Source organism: Streptomyces cupreus, from assembly GCF_014257025.1.
Lineage (GTDB): Bacteria > Actinomycetota > Actinomycetes > Streptomycetales > Streptomycetaceae > Streptomyces > Streptomyces cupreus.
On sequence record NZ_JACMSF010000012.1, the window covers coordinates 129,434 to 152,764 of the forward strand.

General features: G+C 71.1%; 28 protein-coding genes. 13 read left to right on the forward strand and 15 right to left on the reverse strand.

All coding sequences use genetic code 11. The features are described 5' to 3' along the window. The first annotated feature begins 12 nt into the window (after positions 1-12). Positions 13-1,029 (forward strand): cation diffusion facilitator family transporter, encoded by a 1,017-nt coding sequence (locus tag H4N64_RS14050; protein WP_186282621.1) that lies wholly within the window; start codon positions 13-15, stop codon positions 1,027-1,029. A 2-nt stretch (positions 1,030-1,031) separates the two neighbouring features. On the opposite strand, the gene H4N64_RS14055 is transcribed toward H4N64_RS14050, so the two are convergent. Both H4N64_RS14055 and H4N64_RS14060 read right to left on the reverse strand, forming a co-directional pair. Then, entirely contained in the window at positions 1,032-1,589 is a 558-nt protein-coding gene (locus tag H4N64_RS14055; protein WP_186282622.1) for a YbaK/EbsC family protein, read from the reverse strand. A 30-nt stretch (positions 1,590-1,619) separates the two neighbouring features. Next, complete coding sequence (locus H4N64_RS14060) at positions 1,620-2,192, reverse strand: cupin domain-containing protein (RefSeq protein WP_186282623.1); 573 nt, start codon at positions 2,190-2,192, stop codon at positions 1,620-1,622. 105 nt (positions 2,193-2,297) lie between these two features. Between H4N64_RS14060 and H4N64_RS14065 the strand changes: the two genes are divergently transcribed. Further along, positions 2,298-3,155, forward strand: coding sequence for an EamA family transporter (locus H4N64_RS14065; protein ID WP_186282624.1), 858 nt, complete (start codon positions 2,298-2,300; stop codon positions 3,153-3,155). A 1-nt stretch (position 3,156) separates the two neighbouring features. Here the strand turns inward: H4N64_RS14065 and H4N64_RS14070 are convergent, their stop codons facing one another. Next, positions 3,157-3,921 carry a DapH/DapD/GlmU-related protein gene (locus H4N64_RS14070; RefSeq protein ID WP_186282625.1) on the reverse strand — a complete coding sequence of 255 codons (765 nt, stop codon included), beginning with the start codon at positions 3,919-3,921 and terminating at the stop codon, positions 3,157-3,159. Positions 3,922-4,025: 104 nt separating this feature from the next. Between H4N64_RS14070 and H4N64_RS14075 the strand changes: the two genes are divergently transcribed. Continuing rightward, positions 4,026-4,544, forward strand: a complete 519-nt coding sequence (locus tag H4N64_RS14075) for a gamma carbonic anhydrase family protein (RefSeq protein ID WP_186282626.1) — start codon at positions 4,026-4,028, stop codon at positions 4,542-4,544. Positions 4,545-4,574: 30 nt separating this feature from the next. On the opposite strand, the gene H4N64_RS14080 is transcribed toward H4N64_RS14075, so the two are convergent. Further along, positions 4,575-5,219 (reverse strand): DedA family protein, encoded by a 645-nt coding sequence (locus H4N64_RS14080; RefSeq protein WP_186282627.1) that lies wholly within the window; start codon positions 5,217-5,219, stop codon positions 4,575-4,577. A gap of 157 nt (positions 5,220-5,376) precedes the next feature. Continuing rightward, positions 5,377-5,814 (reverse strand): DUF4442 domain-containing protein, encoded by a 438-nt coding sequence (locus H4N64_RS14085; protein WP_186282674.1) that lies wholly within the window; start codon positions 5,812-5,814, stop codon positions 5,377-5,379. A gap of 118 nt (positions 5,815-5,932) precedes the next feature. On the opposite strand from H4N64_RS14085, the gene H4N64_RS14090 reads away from it, so the two are divergent. Then, positions 5,933-6,937 (forward strand): DUF8017 domain-containing protein, encoded by a 1,005-nt coding sequence (locus H4N64_RS14090; protein WP_186282628.1) that lies wholly within the window; start codon positions 5,933-5,935, stop codon positions 6,935-6,937. A 74-nt stretch (positions 6,938-7,011) separates the two neighbouring features. Then, a complete protein-coding gene (locus tag H4N64_RS14095; protein ID WP_186282629.1) occupies positions 7,012-8,301 on the forward strand; it encodes an MFS transporter in 1,290 nt (429 codons plus the stop codon). Here the strand turns inward: H4N64_RS14095 and H4N64_RS14100 are convergent. The 4 genes from H4N64_RS14100 to H4N64_RS14115 form a co-directional block, all read right to left on the reverse strand. Next, a complete protein-coding gene (locus H4N64_RS14100) occupies positions 8,263-9,102 on the reverse strand; it encodes a fused MFS/spermidine synthase (RefSeq protein ID WP_186282630.1) in 840 nt (279 codons plus the stop codon). The two genes, H4N64_RS14095 and H4N64_RS14100, sit on opposite strands and share 39 nt — an antisense overlap. Positions 9,103-9,214: 112 nt before the next feature. Further along, the gene (gene tuf, locus H4N64_RS14105; RefSeq protein ID WP_186282631.1) at positions 9,215-10,384 is read right to left on the reverse strand and encodes an elongation factor Tu; all 1,170 of its coding nucleotides are present in this window, start codon (positions 10,382-10,384) and stop codon (positions 9,215-9,217) included. A gap of 91 nt (positions 10,385-10,475) precedes the next feature. Further along, the gene (locus H4N64_RS14110) at positions 10,476-10,661 is read right to left on the reverse strand and encodes a hypothetical protein (RefSeq protein WP_186282677.1); all 186 of its coding nucleotides are present in this window, start codon (positions 10,659-10,661) and stop codon (positions 10,476-10,478) included. Beyond that, a complete protein-coding gene (locus H4N64_RS14115; protein WP_186282632.1) occupies positions 10,654-11,376 on the reverse strand; it encodes a DNA alkylation repair protein in 723 nt (240 codons plus the stop codon). The genes H4N64_RS14110 and H4N64_RS14115 overlap by 8 nt, the downstream gene beginning before the upstream one ends. A 49-nt stretch (positions 11,377-11,425) precedes the next feature. Between H4N64_RS14115 and H4N64_RS14120 the strand changes: the two genes are divergently transcribed. Continuing rightward, the gene (locus H4N64_RS14120) at positions 11,426-12,175 is read left to right on the forward strand and encodes a TVP38/TMEM64 family protein (protein ID WP_186282633.1); all 750 of its coding nucleotides are present in this window, start codon (positions 11,426-11,428) and stop codon (positions 12,173-12,175) included. Positions 12,176-12,179: 4 nt separating this feature from the next. Here the strand turns inward: H4N64_RS14120 and H4N64_RS14125 are convergent, their stop codons facing one another. Then, entirely contained in the window at positions 12,180-13,349 is a 1,170-nt protein-coding gene (locus tag H4N64_RS14125) for a thiolase family protein (protein WP_186282634.1), read from the reverse strand. Between the two features lie 94 nt (positions 13,350-13,443). Here H4N64_RS14125 and H4N64_RS14130 point away from each other — a divergent pair, with 94 nt between their 5' ends. Next, positions 13,444-13,917, forward strand: a complete 474-nt coding sequence (locus tag H4N64_RS14130) for a winged helix-turn-helix transcriptional regulator (protein WP_186282635.1) — start codon at positions 13,444-13,446, stop codon at positions 13,915-13,917. A gap of 12 nt (positions 13,918-13,929) precedes the next feature. Here the strand turns inward: H4N64_RS14130 and H4N64_RS14135 are convergent, their stop codons facing one another. Then, on the reverse strand, positions 13,930-14,721 hold the full coding sequence (locus H4N64_RS14135) for an alpha/beta fold hydrolase (protein ID WP_186282636.1): 792 nt from the start codon (positions 14,719-14,721) through the stop codon (positions 13,930-13,932). A 168-nt stretch (positions 14,722-14,889) separates the two neighbouring features. Here H4N64_RS14135 and H4N64_RS14140 point away from each other — a divergent pair, with 168 nt between their 5' ends. From H4N64_RS14140 to lnt, 4 genes are all read left to right on the forward strand, one after another. Then, the gene (locus tag H4N64_RS14140) at positions 14,890-15,765 is read left to right on the forward strand and encodes an undecaprenyl-diphosphate phosphatase (protein WP_186282637.1); all 876 of its coding nucleotides are present in this window, start codon (positions 14,890-14,892) and stop codon (positions 15,763-15,765) included. Positions 15,766-15,855: 90 nt separating this feature from the next. Beyond that, the gene (locus H4N64_RS14145) at positions 15,856-16,035 is read left to right on the forward strand and encodes a hypothetical protein (protein WP_186282638.1); all 180 of its coding nucleotides are present in this window, start codon (positions 15,856-15,858) and stop codon (positions 16,033-16,035) included. Between the two features lie 60 nt (positions 16,036-16,095). After that, the gene (locus H4N64_RS14150) at positions 16,096-16,563 is read left to right on the forward strand and encodes a nuclear transport factor 2 family protein (RefSeq protein WP_186282639.1); all 468 of its coding nucleotides are present in this window, start codon (positions 16,096-16,098) and stop codon (positions 16,561-16,563) included. A 79-nt stretch (positions 16,564-16,642) separates the two neighbouring features. Further along, a complete protein-coding gene (lnt, locus tag H4N64_RS14155) occupies positions 16,643-18,217 on the forward strand; it encodes an apolipoprotein N-acyltransferase (protein WP_186282640.1) in 1,575 nt (524 codons plus the stop codon). Here the strand turns inward: lnt and H4N64_RS14160 are convergent. After that, a complete protein-coding gene (locus tag H4N64_RS14160) occupies positions 18,141-19,046 on the reverse strand; it encodes a Gfo/Idh/MocA family oxidoreductase (protein ID WP_186282641.1) in 906 nt (301 codons plus the stop codon). The genes lnt and H4N64_RS14160 overlap by 77 nt on opposite strands. A 143-nt stretch (positions 19,047-19,189) precedes the next feature. Between H4N64_RS14160 and H4N64_RS14165 the strand changes: the two genes are divergently transcribed. Together H4N64_RS14165 and H4N64_RS14170 are read left to right on the forward strand one after the other, a co-directional pair. Then, the gene (locus H4N64_RS14165) at positions 19,190-19,699 is read left to right on the forward strand and encodes a DinB family protein (RefSeq protein ID WP_186282642.1); all 510 of its coding nucleotides are present in this window, start codon (positions 19,190-19,192) and stop codon (positions 19,697-19,699) included. Between the two features lie 112 nt (positions 19,700-19,811). After that, entirely contained in the window at positions 19,812-20,285 is a 474-nt protein-coding gene (locus H4N64_RS14170; RefSeq protein WP_186282643.1) for a hypothetical protein, read from the forward strand. Between the two features lie 3 nt (positions 20,286-20,288). On the opposite strand, the gene H4N64_RS14175 is transcribed toward H4N64_RS14170, so the two are convergent. The 3 genes from H4N64_RS14175 to H4N64_RS14185 form a co-directional block, all read right to left on the reverse strand. Continuing rightward, on the reverse strand, positions 20,289-20,804 hold the full coding sequence (locus tag H4N64_RS14175) for a tetratricopeptide repeat protein (protein WP_186282644.1): 516 nt from the start codon (positions 20,802-20,804) through the stop codon (positions 20,289-20,291). Positions 20,805-20,908: 104 nt separating this feature from the next. Beyond that, a complete protein-coding gene (gene ung, locus H4N64_RS14180) occupies positions 20,909-21,592 on the reverse strand; it encodes a uracil-DNA glycosylase (protein WP_186282645.1) in 684 nt (227 codons plus the stop codon). A gap of 106 nt (positions 21,593-21,698) precedes the next feature. Further along, positions 21,699-23,282, reverse strand: coding sequence for an ABC transporter substrate-binding protein (locus H4N64_RS14185; protein ID WP_186282646.1), 1,584 nt, complete (start codon positions 23,280-23,282; stop codon positions 21,699-21,701). Between the last annotated feature and the right edge of the window lie 49 nt (positions 23,283-23,331).

The following is a 23,331-nucleotide window of genomic DNA, read 5'->3' on the forward strand; positions in this document are numbered from 1 at the left end:
GAAGGGGGACCCGTGAGCCACCCGCACCACCACCATCACCACCACCCGCGCCGCCACCGCGTCGGCCACCTCCTCAAGCCCCACTCCCACGACACCGCCGACAAGCTCGACAGCGCCCTGGAGTCCTCGGCCCGCGGGATGCGCGCGCTGTGGGTCTCGCTCGCGGTGCTGGGCGCGACGGCGCTCGTCCAAGCAGTCGTCGTGGCGATGTCCGGATCGGTGGCCCTGCTCGGCGACACCGCGCACAACACCGCCGACGCGCTGACCGCCGTACCCCTCGGCATCGCCTTCGTGCTCGGCCGCCGCGCGGCGACCCGGCGCTTCACCTACGGCTATGGCCGGGCCGAGGATCTGGCCGGCCTGGTGATCGTGCTGACCATCGCCGCGTCGGCGGTGTTCGCCGGGTGGACGGCGGTCGACCGGCTGCTCGACCCGCGTCCCGTCGAGCACCTTCCCGCGGTCGCCGCGGCGGCGCTGGTGGGCTTCACGGGCAACGAATGGGTGGCGCGGTACCGGATCCGCGTCGGCCGTGCCATCGGCTCGGCGGCACTGGTGGCGGACGGTCTGCACGCCCGTACCGACGGATTCACCTCGCTGGCGGTGCTGTTGGGGGCGGGCGGTGCGGCGCTGGGCTGGCAACTGGCCGACCCGATCGTGGGGTTGGCGATCACCGCGGTGATCGTGCTGGTGCTGCGGGACGCGGCGCGCGAGGTGTTCCGGCGGGTGCTGGACGCCGTGGACCCGGCCCTGGTGGACCGGGCCGAACAGGCGCTGCGGGAGGTGCCGGGGGTGCGCGGGGTGGGCGAACTCCGGCTGCGCTGGATCGGACACCGGCTGCGGGCGGAGGTGGCGGTCGTGGTGGACGGCGAGGCGACGGTACGGCAGGCCCACGCGATCGCGGTCGACGCCGAGCACGCCCTGTTGCACGCCGTCCCCCGCCTCACCGCGGCCCTGGTCCACGCGGACCCGGCACCGGTACCGGGCGAGGCGGACCCGCATCTGGCGCTGGCCCACCACACGGCGGCCTGAGCTCAGGCGAGCCCGAGCCCTTCCAGTACGACGGCTCCGGGCAGCTCGGCGAAGGCCTTCCCCGGCACCAGCAGCTTGCCGCGCCGGCGTCCGCTGCCGACGAGGACGTAGGGCAGGTCGACCACGGCGGAGTCCACCAACACCGGCCAGCCGGCGGGCAGTCCGATCGGCGTGATGCCGCCGTACTCCATGCCGGTCTCACCGGTCGCGGTGTCCATGGCCGCGAACGAAGCCTTGCGGGCGCCGAGTTGGCGGCGGACCGCGCCGTTGACATCGACGCGGGTGGTGGAGAGCACGACACAGGCGGCGAGTGTGGTCTCGCCGCCGCGCTTGCCCGCCACCACCACGCAGTTGGCCGACTGTTCGAGCAGCTCCTGGCCATAGTGCTCGACGAACACGGCGGTGTCGGCCCATGTCGGGTCGGTGTCGACGTAGACGATCTGGTCGGCGGGGACGCTGCCGCTCCAGTGGCGTACGGCGTCGGCGACCGGGGCGGTCAGCTCGTCGAGGCAGTCGGGGGCGGGGATGGCCCGGTCGAAGTGTCCGATGGGTGCGCGCATGGCCGCACGGTAGCAACCGCGCTCCACCGCTCAGTGCACGGGCGGTACGGAGACCGCCATCACCATCCGCATCGGCACCTCGCCGGTATTGCCGTACGTGTGCGGGGTATTGGCCTCGAAGGAGCCGGTCGCGCCCGCCGGGATGCGGTACTCCTCCCCGTCCACGGTGAGCGTCAGCTCGCCCTCCAGGACATGGAGCAGTTCGGCCGTGCCCGTCGGATGCGGGTCGGAGGAACTGCTCTCGCCCGGCATCAGCCGCCACTCCCACAGCTCCAGCGGGCCCGGCGCCTCGGTGCCGGCGAGGAGGAGGTTGTAGCTGCCGGAGTCGGTGCGCCACAGCCGTACGGCCTGGTCGGCGGGGACGATACGGACCTGCGGGCCGTGTTCGTATTCGAGCAGGGTGGTGATGCTGACGCCCAGCGCGTCGCCGATCTTGACGACCGTGCCGAGGCTGGGGTTGGTGCGCGCCTGCTCGATCTGGATGAGCATCCCGCGGCTGACATTGGCCCGGGTGGCGAGCACGTCCAGGGTGAAGCCACGCACCGCACGCCAGTGCTTGACGTTGCGGCCCAGCGACTGGGTCAGCAGGTCGAGGTCCGACACATTCCGTCCAACGTTGTGGTCCAATTTAATGAATGGCAAGGTTCAGTTTATTGCACTACGGTGAGGTGCACCGATCGTGCACCGAACTGTACTGCGAGGCTACCCGTGACAGCACTCTTCGCCCTGGCCGCCAGCCTGCTCTGGGGTCTGGCCGACTTCGGCGGCGGACTGCTGACCCGGCGCGCCCCCGCGCTCACCGTGGTGGTGGTCTCGCAGTCGGTCGCCGCGGTCGTCCTGGGCGCGATCGTGGTCGCGACCGGCGGCTGGAGCGAGATCGGCCCGCAACTCTGGTTCGCCGTCGCCGCGGGTCTGGTCGGCACGGTGACGATCCTCGCCTTCTACAAGGCGCTCGCCCTGGGCCCGATGGGCGTGGTGTCCCCGCTGTGCTCGCTGAGCGTCGCCGTCCCGGTGGGCGTGGGCCTCGCGCTGGGCGAACGGCCCGGCATGTTCCAGCTCGGCGGGATCATGGCGGCCGTCGTCGGCGTCGCGCTCGCCGGCGGACCGGAGGTCAAGGGCGCCCCCGTGCAGCGCCGGGCCATCGTGCTCACGCTGCTCGCGGCGCTCGGGTTCGGCACGGTGATGGCGCTGATCACCGAGGCGTCGACGACCGTCACCGGCCTCTTCCTCGCCCTGTTCGTGCAGCGCGTCACCAATGTCGTCGTCGGCGGCACGGCCCTGTACGTCTCCGTACGGCGCGGCTCCCCCGCCCTCCCCGAGGGCGGCTTCCCCTGGCGTGCGCTGCCCACGCTCGGTTTCGTCGGGCTCGCCGACGTCGCGGCGAACGGCACCTACTCGGTCGCCGCCCAGAACGGCCCGGTCACCGTGGCCGCCGTCCTCGCCTCACTGTTCCCGGTGGTGACGGCCCTGGCCGCACGGATGGTCCTCGACGAACGGCTGCGCGGAATCCAGGCGGCGGGCGCGGGCCTGGCACTGGCCGGCACCCTGCTGCTCGCCACCGGCTGAGTCAGGCCTCGGCGTCCAACTGGGCCAGCCGCGCCGCCGACTCCTCGTCCAGCTCCGCCAACGCGGCGAGCTGCTCCGGGGTCACCCCGTCCGGTATCGGCACCGGCGCGGGCGTCCGAAGCGGCGGCTGCCAGCCGTCGGCGGGAGTCCAGCGCCGTACGACTCGGGCGGGCGCCCCCGCCACGACGGCATGGTCGGGAACCACGCCGCGGACCACGGCACCGGCCGCCACGACCACGTTCCGGCCGATCTTCGCGCCCGGCAGGATCACCGCGCCGGTGCCGATCCAGCAGCCCGGGCCGATCGACACCGGCTCCATCCGCGGCCACTGCTTGCCGATGGGCTCGTGCGGGTCGTCGTAGGAGTGGTTCGTGGAGGTGACGTAGACATACGGGCCGAAGTAGCAGTCGCTGCCGATGGTGACCGTGGTGTCGGCGATGACATGGCTGCCGCGGCCGAGGACCACGCCGTCGCCGATCCGCAGGATCGGTTCGGGGCCGAGGTCGAGGTCGGGCATCAGGCCCGCCGTCAGCGTGACCTGTTCGCCGACGATGCAGTGGGAGCCCAGATGGATCCAGGGCTCGCCGAAGACCGTGCCGAGCGGGAACGCCAGACGGGTGGCCTCGCCGATCGCGCCGAAGTGGAAGCGGCCGGGGCGCTCGGCCGTCACCGAGCCGGTGCGCTGCACCCAGGCCCAGCCCGCGTGGACGGCCCGCTGCGCCGCTCGGCGACTCCAGGATGAGAACGTGTTCTTGCTCTTCGGCACGCGTTCACCGTACTGAGCGTGCGGCACCCTTATCGCGTGGAGGGCCTGTGATCTTCGCCCCAACAGGTGGCGTACGGTGCCGTGTATCACGTGATCGGGAGGCGATGATGATCAAGGGCATCGGTGGCAGGGAGCCGAAGGTCGACGCGAATGTCTTTGTGGCGCCCACGGCTTCGGTGATCGGGGACGTGACCCTGGAGACGGGGGCGAGTGTCTGGTACGGAGCTGTGCTGCGGGGGGACGTCGAGCGGATCTCGGTCGGGGCGAGCAGCAATGTGCAGGACAACTGCACGCTGCACGCCGATCCTGGGTTTCCGGTGACCGTGGGGGAACGTGTTTCCATCGGGCACAACGCCGTGGTGCACGGGGCGACCGTGGAGGACGACTGCCTCATCGGGATGGGGGCGACCGTGCTGAACGGGGCGGTGATCGGGGCGGGGTCGCTTGTCGCTGCGCAGGCGTTGGTGCCGCAGGGGATGCGGGTGCCGCCGGGGTCTCTGGTGGCGGGGGTGCCGGCGAAGGTGAAGCGGGAGCTTACAGAGGAGGAGCGGGCCGGCGTTTCTCTCAACGGGACCATGTACGCGCAGTTGGCTGAGGCACACCGGGAAGTACACGGTCAGTAAGGTCGAACGGCCCCGCGCCCTAGGGGAGTTCTACTCCCCTGCCCCTACCAGCTCGGCCTCCTGCTGTCCCGCCTGGGCCTTCTTCGCCTTGCGCTTCAGGATCAGGAACGACGTCAGACCGATCAGGACCGCCGCCACCAACCCCAGCCACGAGAAGCGCTTCAGCCAGGACTCGGCGACCACGCCCACGTAGTAGATGACCGCCGTCGTGCCGCCCGCCCAGAGGATGCCGCCGAGGACGTTGGCCGTGAGGAACTTCCAGTACGGCATGCGCAGGACGCCCGCGAGGGGGCCCGCGAAGATGCGCAGGAGGGCGACGAAGCGGCCGAAGAAGACGGCCCACATGCCCCACTTCTGGAAGGAGCGCTCAGCGGTCGCGATGTGCCCTTCGCTGAAGTGCTTGGGGAACTTGCCGCCGAGCCAGGCCAGCAGGGGGCGGCCGCCCTTGCGGCCGATGGCGTAGCCGATGGAGTCGCCGACGATGGCGCCCGTGGTGGCGCAGGCGCCGAGGATCACGGGGTCGATCTCACCGTGCTGCGAGGCGAGCAGCGCCGAGGAGACCAGGATGATCTCGCCGGGCAGCGGGATGCCCAGGCTCTCCAGGCCGATGACCAGGCCCACCAGCAGATAGATGGCGAGCGGGGGCACTGTTTCGAGCCATTCCTGGACGTGCAACGCCGCTTCCTCTCAACTGCTGGGCCTGTTCCCGGCGCGCGCTCGTCCGTGAGCGCGCGCCGGGGCAGCCTACCTGCTCGCCCCGACGGCGCCTCGCGGCCCCGACCCCGGAAATGACAGAGGGCCCGATCGGGGCCCTCCGCGGAAAACCGCGTTCTCAGCCATTGGGACGCAGGGTCCACACCACGGTCATCTCGGTCGTGACCGCGCCGTCCTCGCGCTGGATCGCCACGCTCACCGGGAACTCAGGACGCCTGCCCGCGTCGAGCTCGGCGACGACCTCGTCGATCGGCCGGCCCAGCGTCGCGGTGGCGGTGACCGGACCGAGGGCGATCTTCTTGAACGCGATCTCCGCGGTGACCGGCAGTGGCACGGCCCGCGACAGCTGGTCCCCGAAGGCCGCGAGCACGATCGCGCCGCTGGCCGACTCCCCCAGCGTGAACATCGCACCGGCGTGCGGGCCGCCGACGTGGTTGCGGTACTCGCTCTGGTCCGGCAGGACCAGCACCGCCTTCTCCGGAGTGGTCTCCAGGTACTCCAGGTTCAGCGTCCGAACCATCGGCACCGTGGCGGCGAGCAACTCGCCGATCGACATCTGATCTGCGCTCATGGCGGCATGTTACCCATGAGTAGCCTCGCTGGCCAGATTTGCTACGTCCCTGACAAGGGCCGGTGACCGAATCGTGTCCAGGGCGCCGTTAGGGTTGCTGCCCATGTGGCCAGGACAGCAGCCGCCCGGGGGCGAGCAGAACCCGCAACAGCAGAACAACCCGTACCAGCAGCCGGGGTACCAGCAGCCGAATCCGTACCAGCAGCCCGGCTATCAGCAGCCCAACCCCTATGGGCAGCAAGCGCAGTGGGGCGCGCCGACCTCGGCGGGGGCACCGGCGCCGCAGGGCGGTGGCGGCGGCAACCGGACCAAGCTGGTCGCGATCGTGGCGGCCACGGCCGTGGTCGTCGCCGCCGGTGTCACCGGGTTCCTGGTGCTGGGCGGCGACGAGGACGACAAGGCGGACGGCAAGGCGTCGGCGAGCCCGACCGTGAGCAAGTCGGCCGAGCCCAGCACCTCCGAGTCCGGCGCGGAGGACGACCCGCGCGGCGACGAGGAGTTGAAGCCGACCGTCGAGGGCTGGAAGGTCGTCGTCAACCCGCGCTTCGGCACGATGTTCGACGTGCCCGCCGACTGGGAGATCGACAACCAGGACACGAGCGTCGGCTTCGAGTGGGAGGACAAGGACGGCAAGCTCGACCGGTCCACCGTCACCGCTCCCGCCTACCTCAAGTCCAAGTGGTGCACGGTCGACTCCGACAAGGACGGCCGTACGGAGGACACCGCCCTGGTCACCGCCGGTACGCGCGGTGAGAACGGGGCGAAGGACCTCGACGAGGCCGCCGAGACCCGGGTGCCGTGGTGGATCTTCGGCGGTTACACCCAGCCGGACCGCAAGAGCGTGAAGTACTCCAAGCCCAAGCCGTACACCACGGCGTCGGGCATCAAGGGCAGCGTCGCCACCGCCCACTCGGAGAACACCCCGCAGAACGGCAAGTGCGACAGCGAGGGCAAGGCAATCACCTTCGCGTTCGAGAACGGCGCGGGCGACTACGTCACTTGGAACCTCTTCGGCGCCAAGGGCGTCAAGGGGGAGATCCCGGAGGCGACGATCCAGCAGATCCTGAGCACCGTGCGCCTCACCGAGGCCATGCCGACCGACACTTAAGAGCAGGTGGCGGGCTCGATGACGGACAGGAATTCGACTTGGCAAGTCGGCCCCGCCACGGCGATAGTCGCGAGGTGAAGCCCACCATCTCGCTCCGCCGCCCGACCTGGGCGGGCCGCAACTACTCCCTGCTGACCGCGTCCGCGGTCGTGACCAACCTCGGCAGCCACGGCGCGCTGATCGCCGCCGCGTTCGCCGTGCTGGAGGCGGGCGGGGACGGCGGCGACGTGGGCCTGGTGGCGGCCGCCAGGACCCTGCCGCTGGTGCTGTTCCTGCTGATCGGCGGCGCCGTGGCGGACCGGCTGCCCCGGCACCAGGTGATGGTCGCGGCGAACGCCCTGAACTGTGTGTCGCAGGCCGCCTTCGCGGTGCTGGTGCTGACCGACGAGCCGCAACTGTGGCAGATGATGCTGCTGACCGCGCTCGGCGGCACCGGCCACGCGTTCTTCTCCCCCGCGGCCGAGGGCATGCTGATGTCGTCGGTCAGCGGTGAGCAGGTGAGCCGCGCGTTCGCCGTCTTCCGGATGGCCATGCAGGGCGCGGCGGTGGGCGGCGCCGCGCTGGGCGGTGCGATGGTCGCCGCGATCGGGCCCGGCTGGGTGCTCGCGGCGGACGCCGCCGCCTTCGCCGTCGCCGGGTCGCTGCGTGCCCTCCTCGACGTCGGCCATATCGCGCCGCGCGCGCCGGGCGGCGGCCTGCTCACCGACCTCCGGGAGGGCTGGCGGGAGTTCACCGGTCGGCCGTGGCTGTGGGCGGTGGTCGTGCAGTTCTCGATCGCGAACGCGGTGGTCGGCGCGGCGGACGCGGTCTACGGCCCCCTTGTCGCCCGGGACCATCTGGGCGGCGCCGGACCCTGGGGCCTCGCCCTGGGCTTCTTCGGCGCGGGCACGGTCGCCGGCGCCCTGCTGATGACCCGCTGGAAGCCCCGCCGCCTCCTCCTCGCCGGCACCCTGTGCGTCTTCCCCCTGGCCCTGCCGTCCGCGGCGCTCGCGATCCCCACCTCGGCCGGTGTCCTGTGTGCCGTGATGTTCCTCACCGGCGTGACCCTGGAGGTGTTCGGCGTCAGCTGGATGACCGCGCTCCACCAGGAGATCCCGGAGGACAAGCTCTCCCGCGTCTCGGCCTACGACTGGTTCGGCTCGGTCGCCCTGGTCCCGCTGGCCACGGCTCTGGCGGGCCCGGCGGAGTCGGCGTTCGGGCGGACCTCGGCGCTGTGGGGCTGCGCCGTGCTGGTCGTCGTGGTCACGGCGGCGGTCCTGTGCGTACCGGACGTACGGAACCTGCGCCGCCGTACCAAACACGTGACCGCGGCCGCCGCACAGCCGTCAGCCGATGCTGAAAGCCCCGTCGGGGGGCTCGGGTGACGGTACGGCGTCCTCGTCCCGCACCGGCCGCGCCCCGCCGATGAACTCCCGCAGGCCGGGCCCGTGTTCGACGCGGGCGGGAAAGGCGTCGGAGGCGGTGAGCCGGGTCAGGGCGGCGAGGTCGACGGGCCGGTGCGAGGCGACCAGCACGGCGTTGCCGAACCGCCGCCCCCGCAGCACCCCCGGCTCGGCGATCAACGCCAGCTCCTCGAACACGGCCGCGAAGGTGGCGAGTTGGGACCGCAGAAACGCGAAGGGCGCGGCATCGGCGAGGTTGGCGAGATAGACACCGGTACCGCGCAGCACACGCTCGGCCGCACGGGCGTAGGCGAGGGACGTCAGATGCGCCGGAACCCGTGACCCCCCGAAGACATCGGCGACCAGCACATCGACGGAGTCGGCGGGGGCCTCCTCGGTCCAGGCCCGGGCATCCGCCGCGTGCAGCGCGATCCCGTCGGGAACGGGCATATGCTCGACGACCAGCTCCAACAGCCCCCGGTCCGCCTCGACGACGTCCTGCCGCGACCCCGGCCGGGTGGCGGCCACATACCGGGGCAACGTGAGCGCCCCACCGCCGAGATGCAGCACGTCCAACGCCAGCCCCGGCTCCCCGACGACATCCAGCACATGCCCGAGCCGCCGCGCGTACTCGAACTCCAGATGGGTCGGCTCATCCAGATCGACGTACGACTGCGGAGCCCCGTCGACGGTAAGCAGCCAGGCCCGCTCCCGGTCGACGTCGGGCATGAGCTTGGCGGTGCCGTGATCGACGGTGCGGCTCACGGGGACAGGTTCGGTCACATCCCCATTGTGCGTGGCGGCAGGGGCGCGGGGCTGCGTCGATATGCGGCTCCGCAGCGTGGGCGCGACCAGCCACAACCGGTCGGCAGCGCCCACGCACAGCAGGCGGCACTCACACCACGGCTGTCACGGTCCCCGCCCCCACAGTCCGCCCACCCTCACGAATGGCGAATCCAAGCCCCGGCTCCAGCGGCACCTCACGCCCCAGCTCAACAGTCATCGTGACCGTCTCCCCAGGCCGCGCCACCGCCACCTCCCCGAGGTCGATGTCCCCGACCACATCCGCGGTACGGATGTAGAACTGCGGCCGATAACCGGTCGTGACGGGCGTCGTGCGGCCACCCTCCCGCGCCGACAGCACGTAGACCTGCGCCGTGAAGCGCCGCCGCGGCACCACACTCCCCGGCGCCGCGACGACATGCCCGCGCCGGACGGCGTCCCGGGGAACCCCCCGCAGCAGCAGCGCCACGTTGTCCCCGGCCTGCGCCTCCTCCATCGGCTTGCCGAAGGTCTCGACGCCGGTGACGACGGTCTCGACACCGGCCCCGAGCACTTCGACCCGGTCTCCGACGCGAACGGTGCCCCGCTCGACGGCGCCCGTGACGACCGTGCCGCGACCGGTGATGGTCAGCACGTTCTCGACCGGCAACAGGAAGGGCGCGTCCACATACCGCTCCGGCATCGGAACGTAGGTGTCCACCGCGTCCAGCAGCGCCTCGATGGACGCCGTCCACTTCGGGTCCCCCTCCAGGGCGCGGAGTCCGGAGACCCGTACGACGGGCGCGGTGTCGCCGCCGTAGCCGTGCTCGGTGAGCAGGTCGCGGACCTCCAGCTCGACCAGCTCCACGAGTTCCTCGTCCGCCGCGTCCGCCTTGTTCAGCGCGACGACCACATGGTCGACCCCCACCTGCCGGGCGAGCAGCACGTGTTCGGCCGTCTGCGGCATGATCCCGTCGAGCGCGGAGACGACAAGGATGGCCCCGTCGAGCTGCGCGGCGCCGGTGACCATGTTCTTGACGTAGTCGGCGTGGCCCGGCATGTCGATGTGGGCGTAGTGCCGGGTGTCGGTCTCGTACTCGACGTGCGCGATGTTGATGGTGATCCCGCGCGCGGCCTCCTCCGGCGCCCGGTCGATGCGGTCGAACGGAACGAAGGTGCCGGAGCCGCGCTCGGCGAGGACCTTGGTGATGGCGGCGGTCAGGGTGGTCTTGCCGTGGTCGACATGGCCCATCGTGCCGATGTTGAGATGCGGTTTGGTGCGGACGTAAGCCGTCTTGGACATGGCGGTACCTCGAAGCGTCGGAAGTGGCGGTGGGACCCCGTGGACTGGCCGACCCTCCCCCTGCGGGGTCCGCCGGACGATCCGGAGAGGGTCAGCTTCGGGCGCCGTCGACTGCGGCGAGGATGACGAGGACGGCAGCCTTCGGGGCATCCGCGACCGCGGATGCTGCGAGGAGGAAGGCGTGCCGGAACATGACGTCGATCATCGTCGACGCGATGTCCGACGTCGAATGGTTTTCGGCGGTACGGGACTTCAGGCGGTTCGGGACTTCAGGCACCGATGTTCTTCAGCGCCTCCCGCACCGACAGCGGCGCGAAGCGTCCCTTCTCGCGCGCGAGGAAGTCCCGTACGGCGTCCGGGTCGGTCTTGGCGTACTCGCGCAGCGCCCAGCCGATGGCCTTGCGGACGAAGAAGTCGGGGTGTCCCGACTGGCGCAGGCAGTAGGCGAAGAGGCGTTCGGTGTCGGTGCGTTCCTTGTAGCGCAGTTGGTGGAGCAGGGCGGTGCGGACGATCCAGAGGTCGCCGTCCGTGCTCCAGGCGTCCATGTCGGCGGTGAGCTCGGGGTCGGCGGCGACGAGTGCGCCGACGACATGGGCGGCGAGCAGGTCGACGGTGTCCCACCAGGAGGCGGTGGAGACGAGGTGCCGGGTCACGGGCAGGAAGGCGGAGGAGCAGCGTCCGGCATGGCGGCGCAGATAGTCCACGGCGAAGTACTGGTACTCGCGCTCGGGCAGCCGCCAGCAGCGCAGGGCGACGGCGGTGCAGTCGGCCTCGTCGGGGCGGGGCGTGCCCGCCAGGACCGTGCGGGACAGGGCGCGGCGTACGGGGGTGGTGAGGCCGAGGAAGGGGGCCGCGTCCTTCATGTACGCCCGCATGGGACCGGCACGTTCCGGATCGGCCGCGGCGCCGTAGGCGGCGGTGAGCCGTTCCAGCAGGGTGTCGGCGAGGACGCTGTCGGGGACGTCCAGGGTTCTCGCGCCGGTCACGCTCATGAGACGAACCATACGGCGATCACACATATTTGTCGGTTAGTGTCACCGGATGCTCGACGCCACTCCCCGGGCCACCGCTCCGGAGCTCGCCGTCGCCGCAGCGGCGCCCGTGCCCATGCCTGTGAGCTTCGCCGCGCGCTGTACGAGAGCGCTGCTCTCGCCGTGGTCGCGGCTGTCCCTGCTGATCGCCCTGCTCGCCTCGGCCGCCGTCGCCGTGCTGCTCTTCGAACCGCAGCGGCTGCTGGCGGACGGCTGGCCCCCGCAGGTGAGCGGTGCCGCGGCGACGATGGTGTTCGCGGTGGCGTACGGGCTGTGCACGGTGGCGTTCGTGCCGCGGCCGCTGCTCAACCTCGGGGCGGGCGCGCTCTTCGGCTCCCAGCTGGGTCTCGCCGCCGCCCTGGCGGGGACGGTGCTCGGGGCGGGGCTCGCCTTCGGGCTGGGCCGGATCCTCGGTCAGGAGGCTCTGCGTCCGCTGTTGCGGGGACGCTGGCTTAAGGCGGTGGACGGGCAGTTCTCCCGGCACGGCTTCCGCTCGATGCTGGCGGTGCGGCTGTTCCCCGGGGTGCCGTTCTGGGCGGCGAACTACTGCGCCGCCGTCTCCCGAATGGGCTATGTGCCGTTCCTGCTGGCGACGGCGCTCGGCTCGATTCCGAACACCGCCGCCTACGTCGTGGCCGGCGCCCGCGCCTCGGCGCCGACGTCGCCGGCCTTCCTGATCGCGCTGGCCTGTATCGCCGTACCCGCGCTCGCGGGCGTGGTGGTGGCCTGGCGCAAGCGCCACCACCTGCGCGGCCGTTGAGGGGTTACACCGCTTCCAGGATCATCGCGTTGGCCAGACCGCCCGCCTCGCACATCGTCTGCAGTCCGTAGCGGGCGCCGCGCTCGCGCATCGCGTGGACCAGGGTGGTCGTCAGGCGGGTGCCGCTGGCGCCGAGGGGGTGGCCGAGGGCGATGGCGCCGCCGTGCACATTGACCTTGGCGAGGTCGGCGCCGGTCTCCTGCCGCCAGGCCAGGACCACGCTGGAGAAGGCCTCGTTGACCTCGAACAGGTCGATGTCGTCGAGCCGGAGCGAGGCCCTGCGCAGCACCTTCTCCGTGGCCGGGACGACTCCGGTGAGCATCAGCAGCGGGTCGGAGCCGGTGACGGCGAAGCTGTGCAGCCGGGCCAGCGGGCGCAGGCCGAGCCGGGCCGCGGTCTCGCTGGAGGTGATGAGCACGGCCGAGGCGCCGTCGTTGACGGGGCTGGCGTTGCCCGCGGTGACGTTCCACTCGATCTGCGGGAAGCGCTCGGCGAAGGCCGGGTCGTGGTAGGCGGGCTTCAGTCCGGCCAGGATCTCGGTGGTGCTGTTCGGCCGTACGCACTCGTCGCGGGCGACGCCGTCCAGGGGCGCGACCTCGGCCTCGAAGAGGCCCTTGGCCCAGGCCTCGGCCGCCTTGTGGTGGGAGGAGACCGCGAAGGCGTCCATCTGGTCCCGGGTGATCGACCACTTGGCGGCGATGAGCTCGGCGCTGATGCCCTGCGGGACCAGGCCCTCGGGGTAGCGCTCGGCGACGCCGGGGCCGAAGGGATCCTTGCCGGGCGGCACGTTGGACCACATCGGGACCCGGCTCATGGACTCCACCCCGCAGGCCACCACCAGGTCGTAGGCGCCCGCGATGACGCCCTGCGCGGCGAAGTGCACGGCCTGCTGGGAGGAGCCGCACTGGCGGTCCACTGTGGTCGCCGGCACCGACTCGGGGAAGCCGGCCGACAGGGCTGCGTAGCGGGTGGTGTTCATGGCCTGTTCGCCGACCTGGTCGACGGTGCCGCCGATGACGTCGTCGATCAGCGCCGGGTCGACGCCGGAGCGCTCGACAAGGGTGCGCAGGGTGTGGGCGAGGAGTTCAACGGGGTGGACGTGGGCGAGGGCGCCGCCCGGCTTGCCCTTGCCCATAGGTGTGCGTACGGCTTCGACGATCACTGCGTCACGCATGGTGCGGGCCTCCACAGCTACCGGTCAGTAGGAAATCCAAACTCACCATAGCCCGGAGAGTTGGAAAATCAAACCCTCCCCTAGACTTGGCGTCATGCCCGCCCCCAAGGACCCGCGCCCCTGTTCCATCGCCGACGCCCTGGCGCTGGTCGGCGAGAAGTACTCCCTGCTCGTCCTGCGGGAGGTGTGTCTCGGCAACGGCCGCTTCGACCAGCTGGTGCGCAACATCGGCGCCCCGCGCGACATCCTGGCCACCCGGCTGCGCCGCCTCGTGGACGCCGGGATCCTGACCAAGCGTGCCTACAGCGAGCGGCCGCAGCGCTTCGAGTACCGGCCCACCCGGGCGGGCCTGGAACTGGAGCCGGTCCTGATGACCCTCATGGCGTGGGGTGACCGTCATCTGCGCGGGGACGAGAACCGGCCGATGGTGATCGAGCACGTCTGCGGCAACGAGCTGGTCCCGGTCGTCACCTGCTCGGTCTGCAGAGACGAGGTGCGCCACGAGGACCTCAGCGCACATCCGCAGGCCAAGGGCTGGACGGTGGCGGGACCGACAACGGCGGCCTGACCCCACGCCGGGTCACGCGCGCGCGTGGCAGAACGCGCGCACCGCCCGCGTGAAGCCCTCCGGGTCCTCCAGATTGCTCATGTGCCCCGCCCCGGGCAGCAGGACCAGCTCGGCGTCCGCGATCGCCGCCGCGAAGTCCCGGGCCACGCCCAGCGGCGACCGTACGTCGGCCTCGCCCCACAGGAGCAGGGTCGGCACCGCGATACGGGGCAGCACCTCACGGAGGTCGGCCTCGGCCATCAGGTAGAGCTGCGCCGCCATGGCTACCGGGCGCACCTCGCGCTGCATCGCGTCGAACAGGGCCGCGTACTCGGCGGGCGGACCGCCTCTCGCGAACAGCCCCGGCAGCGTCGGATCGAACTGCGGCGCCGCGAGCATCCGCTCGGCGCCCACCACCCGCGCGGCCACCTCGTCGGCCGGCAGCGAGCCCTTCCAGCCCGCGTAGGTGTCGACCAGGATCAGCGTCCTGACCAGCTCCGGGCGCTGCCGGTACAGCTCCAGCACGACGGTGCCGCCCCAGGAGAGCCCGGCGACATGGGCCGGGCCTAGCTCCAGATCCTCGATGACGGAGGCGAGGGCGCGGGCGTAGTCGGCGAGGCCGAACCCGGCGGGCACGTCCGACGACCGGCCGGCGCCCGGCTCGTCCCAGGCGACCACCGTGAAGTCGTCGGCCAGCGCCTCGATCTGCGGCTGCCACATCCGGCCGTCCAGACCGGCCCCGTGCACCAGGACCAGGGGCGGGCCGGGGGCGTCCCCCACGCGCGCGTAGACGACGTCGACCCCGCTGAGCCGCACGGTTGCCATGAATCCAGGCTAGCCATGGGCGGGGGCGGGCGCTCGGTGCCAAACCCCTGTGCCATGGCCGTCGTCGAGGGGCGCTACGCTGCCCCTCGACCACTGTGATCACCGTGCCTCCGCGGCGCGGTGATCCCTTCGCGCCTACAGCCATCAGCACTTGGACGTCGTACCTACATGACCTGGTTTGAATCCCTCATCCTCGGACTCGTCCAGGGGCTGACCGAGTTCCTCCCCGTGTCCTCCAGCGCGCATCTGCGGCTGACCGCTGCGTTCTCCGGCTGGGAGGACCCGGGCGCGGCCTTCACCGCGATCACCCAGATCGGCACGGAAGCGGCCGTGCTGATCTACTTCCGCAAGGACATCGGGCGGATCATCCTGGCGTGGTCCAAATCGCTCACCAACAAGGCGATGCGCCGCGACCACGACGCCCAGATGGGCTGGCTGGTGATCGTCGGCTCGATCCCGATCGGTGTCCTGGGTGTGACGCTGAAGGACCAGATCGAGGGCCCCTTCCGCGATCTGCGCATCACCGCGACGATGCTGATCGTCGTCGGCGTCATCATCGGCATCGCCGACCGCCTGGCGGCGCGCGACGAGAGCGGTGGCCGGCACCGTGCGGCCAAGCAGCGCAAGGAACTTCAGGACCTGGGCGTCCGTGACGGCCTGATCTTCGGCCTCTGCCAGTCCGCGGCCCTGGTCCCGGGCGTCTCCCGCTCCGGCGCCACGATCAGCGGCGGCCTGTTCATGGGCTACACCCGCGAGGCGGCGGCCCGTTACTCCTTCCTCCTCGCGATCCCCGCGGTCCTCGCCTCCGGCCTGTTCGAACTCAAGGACGCGATGGATGGCGGCCACGTCGCCTGGGGTCCGACGGCCTTCGCGACGGTGATCGCCTTCGTGACCGGATACGCCGTCATCGCGTGGTTCATGAAGTTCATCTCGACCAAGAGCTTCATGCCGTTCGTCTGGTACCGCATCGCGCTCGGCATCCTGATCATCGTGCTCGTGGCCACGGGTGCGCTGAGCCCTGACGCGGGCGAGTCCGCGCACTGACGACGGCCCGGAATTTCCGTGACCCATCACATAAGGGATGCGTAGCCGTTCGGTAGCGCAGTGTCAGTTCTTGCCCCTAGGCTTGGCGGCATGGCCCCCGATTCCTCAGCCCGTGGTTCCGTGCGCTCCGCCGCCGAGGTGAACGAGCAGATCCGCGCCCTGTGGGTGCGCGCGGGCGGCACCCTGTCGGCCCAAGAGCGCGCGGAGTACGAACTGTTGGTGGTCGAGTGGGCGGCCGCGATCCGCAGCGAAGTGATCGAGGCCGCGTAGGACGACGGTTGTCACGGCATGCCTCTTGGCGTCGTTCGTCCCATGCCCAACACTGAGCCGATGACGCAGCGTGTGGAGCTCGCGACCGTGATGGACCGGCTGGCCGTCGACGGTCTCATCACGGAGTACGCGGTGGCGGTCGACGACGGTGACTGGGACGCGTACCGCGGGCTGTTCGCCCCCGCCGGGCGCGCGGACTACCGTTCGGCGGGCGGCATCGAGGGCGACGCCGGGCAGGTCGCCGACTGGCTCGCCGAGAGCATGCGGCTGTTCGCGATGCGCCAGCACCTCATCGTCAACCGCCGCCTCCGCTTCGGGATCCTGGAGCAGGACACCGGCGACACCGCCCACGTCCAGGCCGACTACGTCAACCCCATGCGCCTGGCCCGCGACGGCGAGGCCTCGGCCGCCCCCGACTTCGTCTGCGGCGGCCGCTACACCTTCGGCCTGACCCGCACCCACGACGGCTGGCGGATCGACCAGGTCGTCGTACGGGAGAAGTGGCGGAGGCTGCCCGCGACACGATGATCGATTCGGTCCGGGCACTCTGTTCCCGGGCCGAACTCAGCGCGCACACTGAAAGGACCACGGGGTAGGGAGGCGCCGCATGCAGAGGTTCGGCCACTGGCTCGTCACCCCGTGGCGGCGTTCCCTCGTCGCCGCGCTGGCCGGCGCCCTGCCCGTGCTCGCCTTCCCGGCCCCCTCGCTGTGGTGGTTCGCCTACGTCGCCCTGGTCCCCTGGATCCTCCTGCTGCGCGCCGCCCCGACCGCACGCCGGGCCCTGTACGACGGCTGGTGCGGCGGCTTCGGGTTCATGCTGGCCATGCACCACTGGCTGCTGCCGAACCTGCATGTCTTCACCTTCGTCATCGCCGCGCTGCTCGGCGCCCTGTGGGCCCCCTGGGGCTGGCTGGTGCGCCACTTCCTCGCCGAAGCACCCGGTCCTGGACGCGTCGGGGCCGCACTCGCCGTCCTGCCGTCGGGCTGGCTGATGGTGGAGCTGGTCCGTTCCTGGGAGGGACTCGGCGGCCCCTGGGGCATGCTCGGCGCCAGTCAGTGGCAGGTGGAGGCGGCGCTGCGGCTCGCCTCGGTCGGCGGGGTCTGGCTGCTCAGCTTCCTGGCGGTGGCGCTCAACGTCGCCGTGGCCGTCCTGATCTCGATCCGCGGCTCCCGCGTCCCCGCCGTGGCGGGCCTGGTCGCCACGGCCACCGTCACCTCCGCGGCCTGGGCCTGGTCGCCGCGCCCCGACATCGACGGACGGACCCGGATCGCCGTCGTCCAGCCGGGCGTCATCCAGGGCGCGGACAGCGGTGACCGGCGCTTCGAGGCGGAGGAGCGGCTCACCCGCGAGCTCGTCGGGCAGGACCTGGACCTGATCGTGTGGGGCGAGAGCAGCGTCGGCTTCGACCTCGGCCGCCGCCCCGACCTGGCGAGCCGGATCGGGGCCCTCTCGCGCGAGACCGGCGCCCCCATACTCGTCAACGTCGACGCCCGGCGCTCCGACAAGCCCGGCATCTACAAGAGTTCCGTCCTGGTCGGCCCCGACGGACTGACCGGCGCCCGCTACGACAAGATGCGGCTCGTCCCCTTCGGCGAGTACGTCCCGGCCCGTTCCCTGCTCGGCTGGGCGACCTCGGTCGGCGAGGCGGCCGGCGAGGACCGGCGCCGCGGCTCCGAACAGGTCGTGATGACCGCCGGAAACGGCCTGCGCATCGGCCCGATGGTCTGCTTCGAGTCGGCGTTCCCCGACATGAGCCGCCATCTCGCCGAGGACGGCTCCGATGTGCTCGTCGCCCAGTCGGCGACGTCGACGTTCCAGCAGAGCTGGGCCCCCGAGCAGCACGCCTCGCTCGCCGCCCTGCGTGCCGCCGAGACCGGCCGCCCGATGGTGCACGCGACGCTGACGGGCGTGTCCGCCGTGTACGACGCGAGCGGACAGCGCGTCGGCCCCTGGCTCGGCACGAGCGTGAACACGGCGCAGGTGTACGACGTACCGCTCGCCCAGGGCGCCACGCCCTACGTCCGGTTCGGTGACTGGCCGGTCCAGGTGGCGCTGCTGATCCTCGCCGCCTGGTGCGCGGGCGAGGGCGTACGGACCGTCAGGGTCAGGCGGCCCGCTCCTGGACCGCGCGTACCACCCGCTCGCACAACTCATGAGTCGCCAGCGCGTCCCGGGCGCTGACCACCTTGCCCGCGCGCACCGCGTCCAGGAACGCCAGCACCGCCTGCTCGATGCCGCGCTGGCGGGCCACCGGCACCCAGTCGCCGCGTCGGCGCACCGTCGGCTGCCCCTTGTGGTCGATCACCTCGGCGAGATTGAGCACCTGACGCTTGGTGTCCTGCCCGGACACCTCCAGGATCTCCTCGGCCGACCCGCTGAGCCGGTTCATCACCCCGAGGGCGGTGAACCCGTCACCGGCGAGCTGAAGCACCACATGGTGCAGCAGACCGCCCTCGGTACGGGCCCGCACGGTCACGTCGTCGACCGGCCCCGGCACCAGGAACCGCAGCGTGTCCACGACATGAATGAAGTCGTCCAGGATCATCGTGCGCGGCTTTTCGGGGAGCCCGATCCGGTTCTTCTGCATGAGGATCAGCTCACGCGGATGGTCGGCGCACTGCGCGTACCCGGGCGCGTAACGCCGGTTGAAGCCGACGGCGAGGCCCACCCCACGCTCCTCGGCGAGCTCCACCAGCCGCTCGGAGTCGGCGAGTTCGTACGCCAGCGGCTTGTCGACGTATGTCGGCACGCCCACCTCCAGCAGCCGCGTCACGATGTCCGGGTGGACGACGGTCGGCGCGTGCACGAAGGCCGCGTCGAGGCCCCGGGCGAGCAGGGCGTCGAGGTCGGTGTGCCGCTGTTCCGCCGGAAGGTGGAGGGTGTCGGCGACCCGGTGCAGGGTGGCGGGCGTGCGGGTCTGCAGATGCAGTTCGACGCCGGGCTGGTGGCCGAGCACGGGCAGGTAGGCCTTCTGCGCGATGTCGCCGAGTCCGATGCAGCCGACCTTCACTGGTGCTCCCTACCGTGTGCCCTGGGGTGACACGACCGAAGCATACGGCCGCTGCGCAGGCCACCGTGGCTGCCGTCCTGGCCCGGCCTCGGACCGTCGTAAAAACGATGGTGGGACCAGGCGAGTTGGGCAAGGATGCGGTCATGACAACCGAACGCCGTGAACCCGCCATCAACGCCGATGAGCGCACCATGCTGGAGGGCTGGCTCGACTACCACCGCCAGACCCTCGCCCGGAAGTGCGAGGGCCTGACCGACGCCCAGCTCAGGACCGCCTCCGTGGAGCCGTCGGAGCTGACCCTGATGGGGCTGGTGCGGCATATGGCCGAGGTCGAGCGGTTCTGGTTCCACGAGGTGCTCCTCGGCGAGGACCTCGGGGTGCTCTACTCCTCCGAGGAGGACCGGGACGGCGACTTCCACTTCTCCGACACGGACACCTGGCAGGAGGCCCAAGACACCTGGCAGGCCGAGATCGAAAGGGCCCGGCGCAACACCGCCGCCTACGGCCTGGACGACCTCTCCAAGGGCACCAGCCGGTCCGGGGAACCCTTCAACCTCCGCTGGATATACACCCACATGATCGAGGAGTACGCGCGCCACAACGGCCACGCCGACCTGCTGCGCGAGCGCGTCGACGGGTCCACCGGCGACTGACGTCACCCTGGGCGGGCACGCGGCCTCCGTACGGGGCCGGAGATCACCCTTGCGGGGCATCCTGCGCTTGTCCGCTGTCCCGAAGGGGGCCCGAACCAGCAGAGTGGCCCGGGTGCATCGAACGACGACCACCGCGACGCTCCTGGTCACCGTGGCGGTCTCGGCCCTCACGGGCTGTGTGACCGTCCAGCGCCCGCCCGTGTCGGTTCCGGCGCCGTCCCAGCCGTCCAACCGGCAGGACGGCCGGGCCGAGCCGCAGATCGTGCAGGCGCCGGCCCAGGAGGCGCTGGAACTCATCGGCCCGCCCCGCCACGCGGAACGCAAACCACCGGCGACCCGGCGACCGACCCGGTCGGCCCCGGCACCGACGGCCCCGCCCGCACAGCCGCCCACCCCACGCGGCCACCCGCGCCCGGCACACCCCCGCCCCGAACGCTCCGCTCCGCAGCGCCCCCGGTTCGAGATCCCCGACGTCACCGAGTCGGTCCGCGAGAACACGGACGTCTGTGCCCTGGGCAAGAAGTACGGCGGCTGGCGCAAGGACGGCCCGGAGGCGAGGCTCTGCGAGCAGGCGTACGGGCGTTGACCCTCAGGGCCGCTGTCTCGGCGGCCCCCAGCCTCCCGAGGAGTCCCCCTCCCCCAGGCGCAGCTCCAGTCGATGGATCGCCGCCCGCACCCCGTCCCCGTAACTGTCCTCGGCGAGCGTGTCGGCCGCCGTACGGGCCCGCCGAAGATGCGTGCGCGCCGCCTCCGAGCGGCCCAGCTTCACATAGTCCGCGGCCAGGTTCAGATGCAGCGACGGATACAGCGCCCGCACCGCGAGCGCGCTCTCGTGTTCGGCGAGCCGGTCGTCGGTCAGTTCCTCCGCCGCCGTCAACGCCCTGAGGTCCCAGGCGAGTTCGTCGCCCGGCTCGTCCTGTGTGTCGGCCAGGTAGTGGGCCAGGGTGCAGCGGTGCAGCGGGTCGCCGTCCTCGCCGATCTCGGCCCACAGATCGAGAAAGCGGTGCCTGGCCTCCTCGCGGTCCCCCGCGTGATGCAACATGACGACCTGCCCGATCCGTGTCATCACGGCATCCGGCGCCGTCCGCTCCTGTCGCTCCGCCACCGCGTCCTCCACACCCTCGGCGCCTGGTCGCCCCCGACGCTAACCGCAGGCACCGGCAATCCCGGCGAGGCGGGGCCGACCCGAGGGAGCGGCCCCGCACCAGGTCAGCCGAGGTTCGGCAGCCGCCAGTCGATCGGCTCGTGGCCCTGCGCCGCGACCGCCTCGTTGATCTGTGTGAACGGACGGGAGCCGAAGAACTTCTTCGCCGACAGCGGCGAGGGGTGCGCGCCCTTGACCACGGCATGCCGGGTCTCGTCGATGAGGGGGAGCTTCTTCTGCGCGTAGTTGCCCCACAGCACGAACACCGCCGGGTCGGGGCGGCCGGCGACAGCGCGGATCACCGCGTCGGTGAACTTCTCCCAGCCCTTGCCCTTGTGGGAGTTGGCCTCACCGGCGCGGACCGTGAGGACCGCGTTGAGCAGCAGGACGCCCTGCTGGGCCCACGGCATCAGATAGCCGTTGTCCGGGACGGGAAGGCCCAGCTCCTGCTCCATCTCCTTGTAGATGTTGCGCAGCGAGGGCGGGGTCTTCACCCCGGGCCGGACCGAGAAGCACAGGCCGTGGCCCTGGCCCTCGCCGTGGTAAGGGTCCTGACCGAGGATCAGGACCTTCACCCGGTCGAAGGGCGTCGCGTCCAGCGCGGCGAAGACCTCCTCGCGCGGAGGGTAGACGGGACCCTTCGCTCGCTCCTCCTCGACGAACTCCGTCAGCTCCTTGAAGTAGGGCTGCTGCAGTTCGTCGCCCAGAACCCCGCGCCAGGACTCGGGCAGCATGGCGATGTCGGTCACGTCAACTTCCTTCGGTGTGCGGTCACTACGACGTGCGTCGCTTCCTGACCACAGAACCTACCGGCGACCACTGACAACGCGCTCCGCGTACCCCCGTCCCGGCCCGCTACCAGCTGGTCTTGCGGTACAGGGTGCCCACCATCATGATCGTCGACGGGTCCAGCGCCCGCTCCGCGCCGGAGATGTCGTTGTTGGCCGCCACATACTGCCGCCCCTGCCACAGCGGAATCAGTCGCGCGTCCTCGACGAGGATCTTCTGGGCCTCCTCGAACTCCTTCTCCACGTTGGCACGGTCGCTCTCCTGACGCGAGCGGGGCAGCAGATCGCCGGTGATCTCGGGGGCTGGGTAGGGCGTGCCGAGGGCGTTCTGATCGCCGACGAAGGGCGCGATGAAGTTGTCGGCGTCGGGGAAGTCGGGAGACCAGCCGCGGCCGAACACCGGGTACTCGCCCTTCTGGTAGCCCGTCACGTACGTCTTCCAGGGGCGGCTCTTGAGGGTGATCTCGAACAGACCGGAGGCCTCCAGCTGCCTCTTGATCTCCTCGAACTCCGCCTTGGTCTCCGAGCCGTAGCGGTCGGTGGTGTACCAGAGCTGCAGTGGCACCGGTTCGGTGATGCCGGCCTCGGAGAGGATCTCGCGGGCCTTGGAGGTGCTGGGCTGGCCGTAGTCGTCGAAGAAGCCGGTGGAGTGGCCGGTCAGGCCCTTGGGGACCATGGAGTACAGCGGTTCCACGGTGTCCTGGTAGACCTTGTGCGCGATGGCGGGGCGGTCCACGACCTGGGCGAGCGCCTTGCGGACGGCGGGCTTCGCGGCCCAGGGGTCCTTGGGATTGAAGACCAGGTAGCTGATCTGGGTGCTGGCGCTCTCGACGACCTGGAAGTTCTTCTGCGACTCCCGCGTCTGGAGGGCGAGGATGTCGTCGGCGGCGATACCCCGGAAGGCGACGTCGAGCTCGTGCTGGCGCAGGGCGCCGATCATCTCGCCGGAGTCCTGGAAGTAGCGGATGGTCACGGCGCCGTTCTTGCGCTCCGCGTACCCCTCGTAGCTGTCGTTGCGGACGAGTTCCGCTTCCTGGCCGTCCTCGTACGCCTGGAGCGTGTAGGGACCGGATCCGACGACCTGTCCGTCGTCGCGCACCTTGTCGGCCGGGTAGCTGTCCGGGTCGACGATCGACATGGCGGGCGTGGCGAGCACGAACGGGAACGTGGCGTCCGGCTTGTTGAGATGGAAGACGATCTCACGGTCGTTCAGCGCCTGGACCCGGTCGAGGCTGCCCAGCAGACCGGCGGGGCCGCCGTTGACGTTGATGTCCCGGATCCGGTCGATCGAGTACTTGACGGCCTGGGCGTCCAGCGCGCTGCCGTCGGAGAACTTCAGGCCCTCGCGCAGCTCACAGCGGTAGGCCGTGTTCGTGTTGTCGGTGAACTCGCACTTCTCGGCTGCGTCGGGCTCCGGCACGGACGCGCCGTAGGGGTAACTGAGCAACGTCTGGTAGATGTTGCGGAACAGTTCCCAGGAGCTGTCCCAGGACGCGGCGGGATCCAGCGTGCTGGGCGCACTGGTGGTCCCCACGACAATCGGCCCCTCGTCCTCCGAAGAGTCCGACGAGAGGATTCCGCATCCGGTCATCAGGGACGATATGGACGCGATGGCCGCCACCTGCCGCAGGCATCGGTTCCGGTTGAACACGCGCACGCTCCTCGATCTGCCATACCAAGGGTCGGCAGACCATACCGCA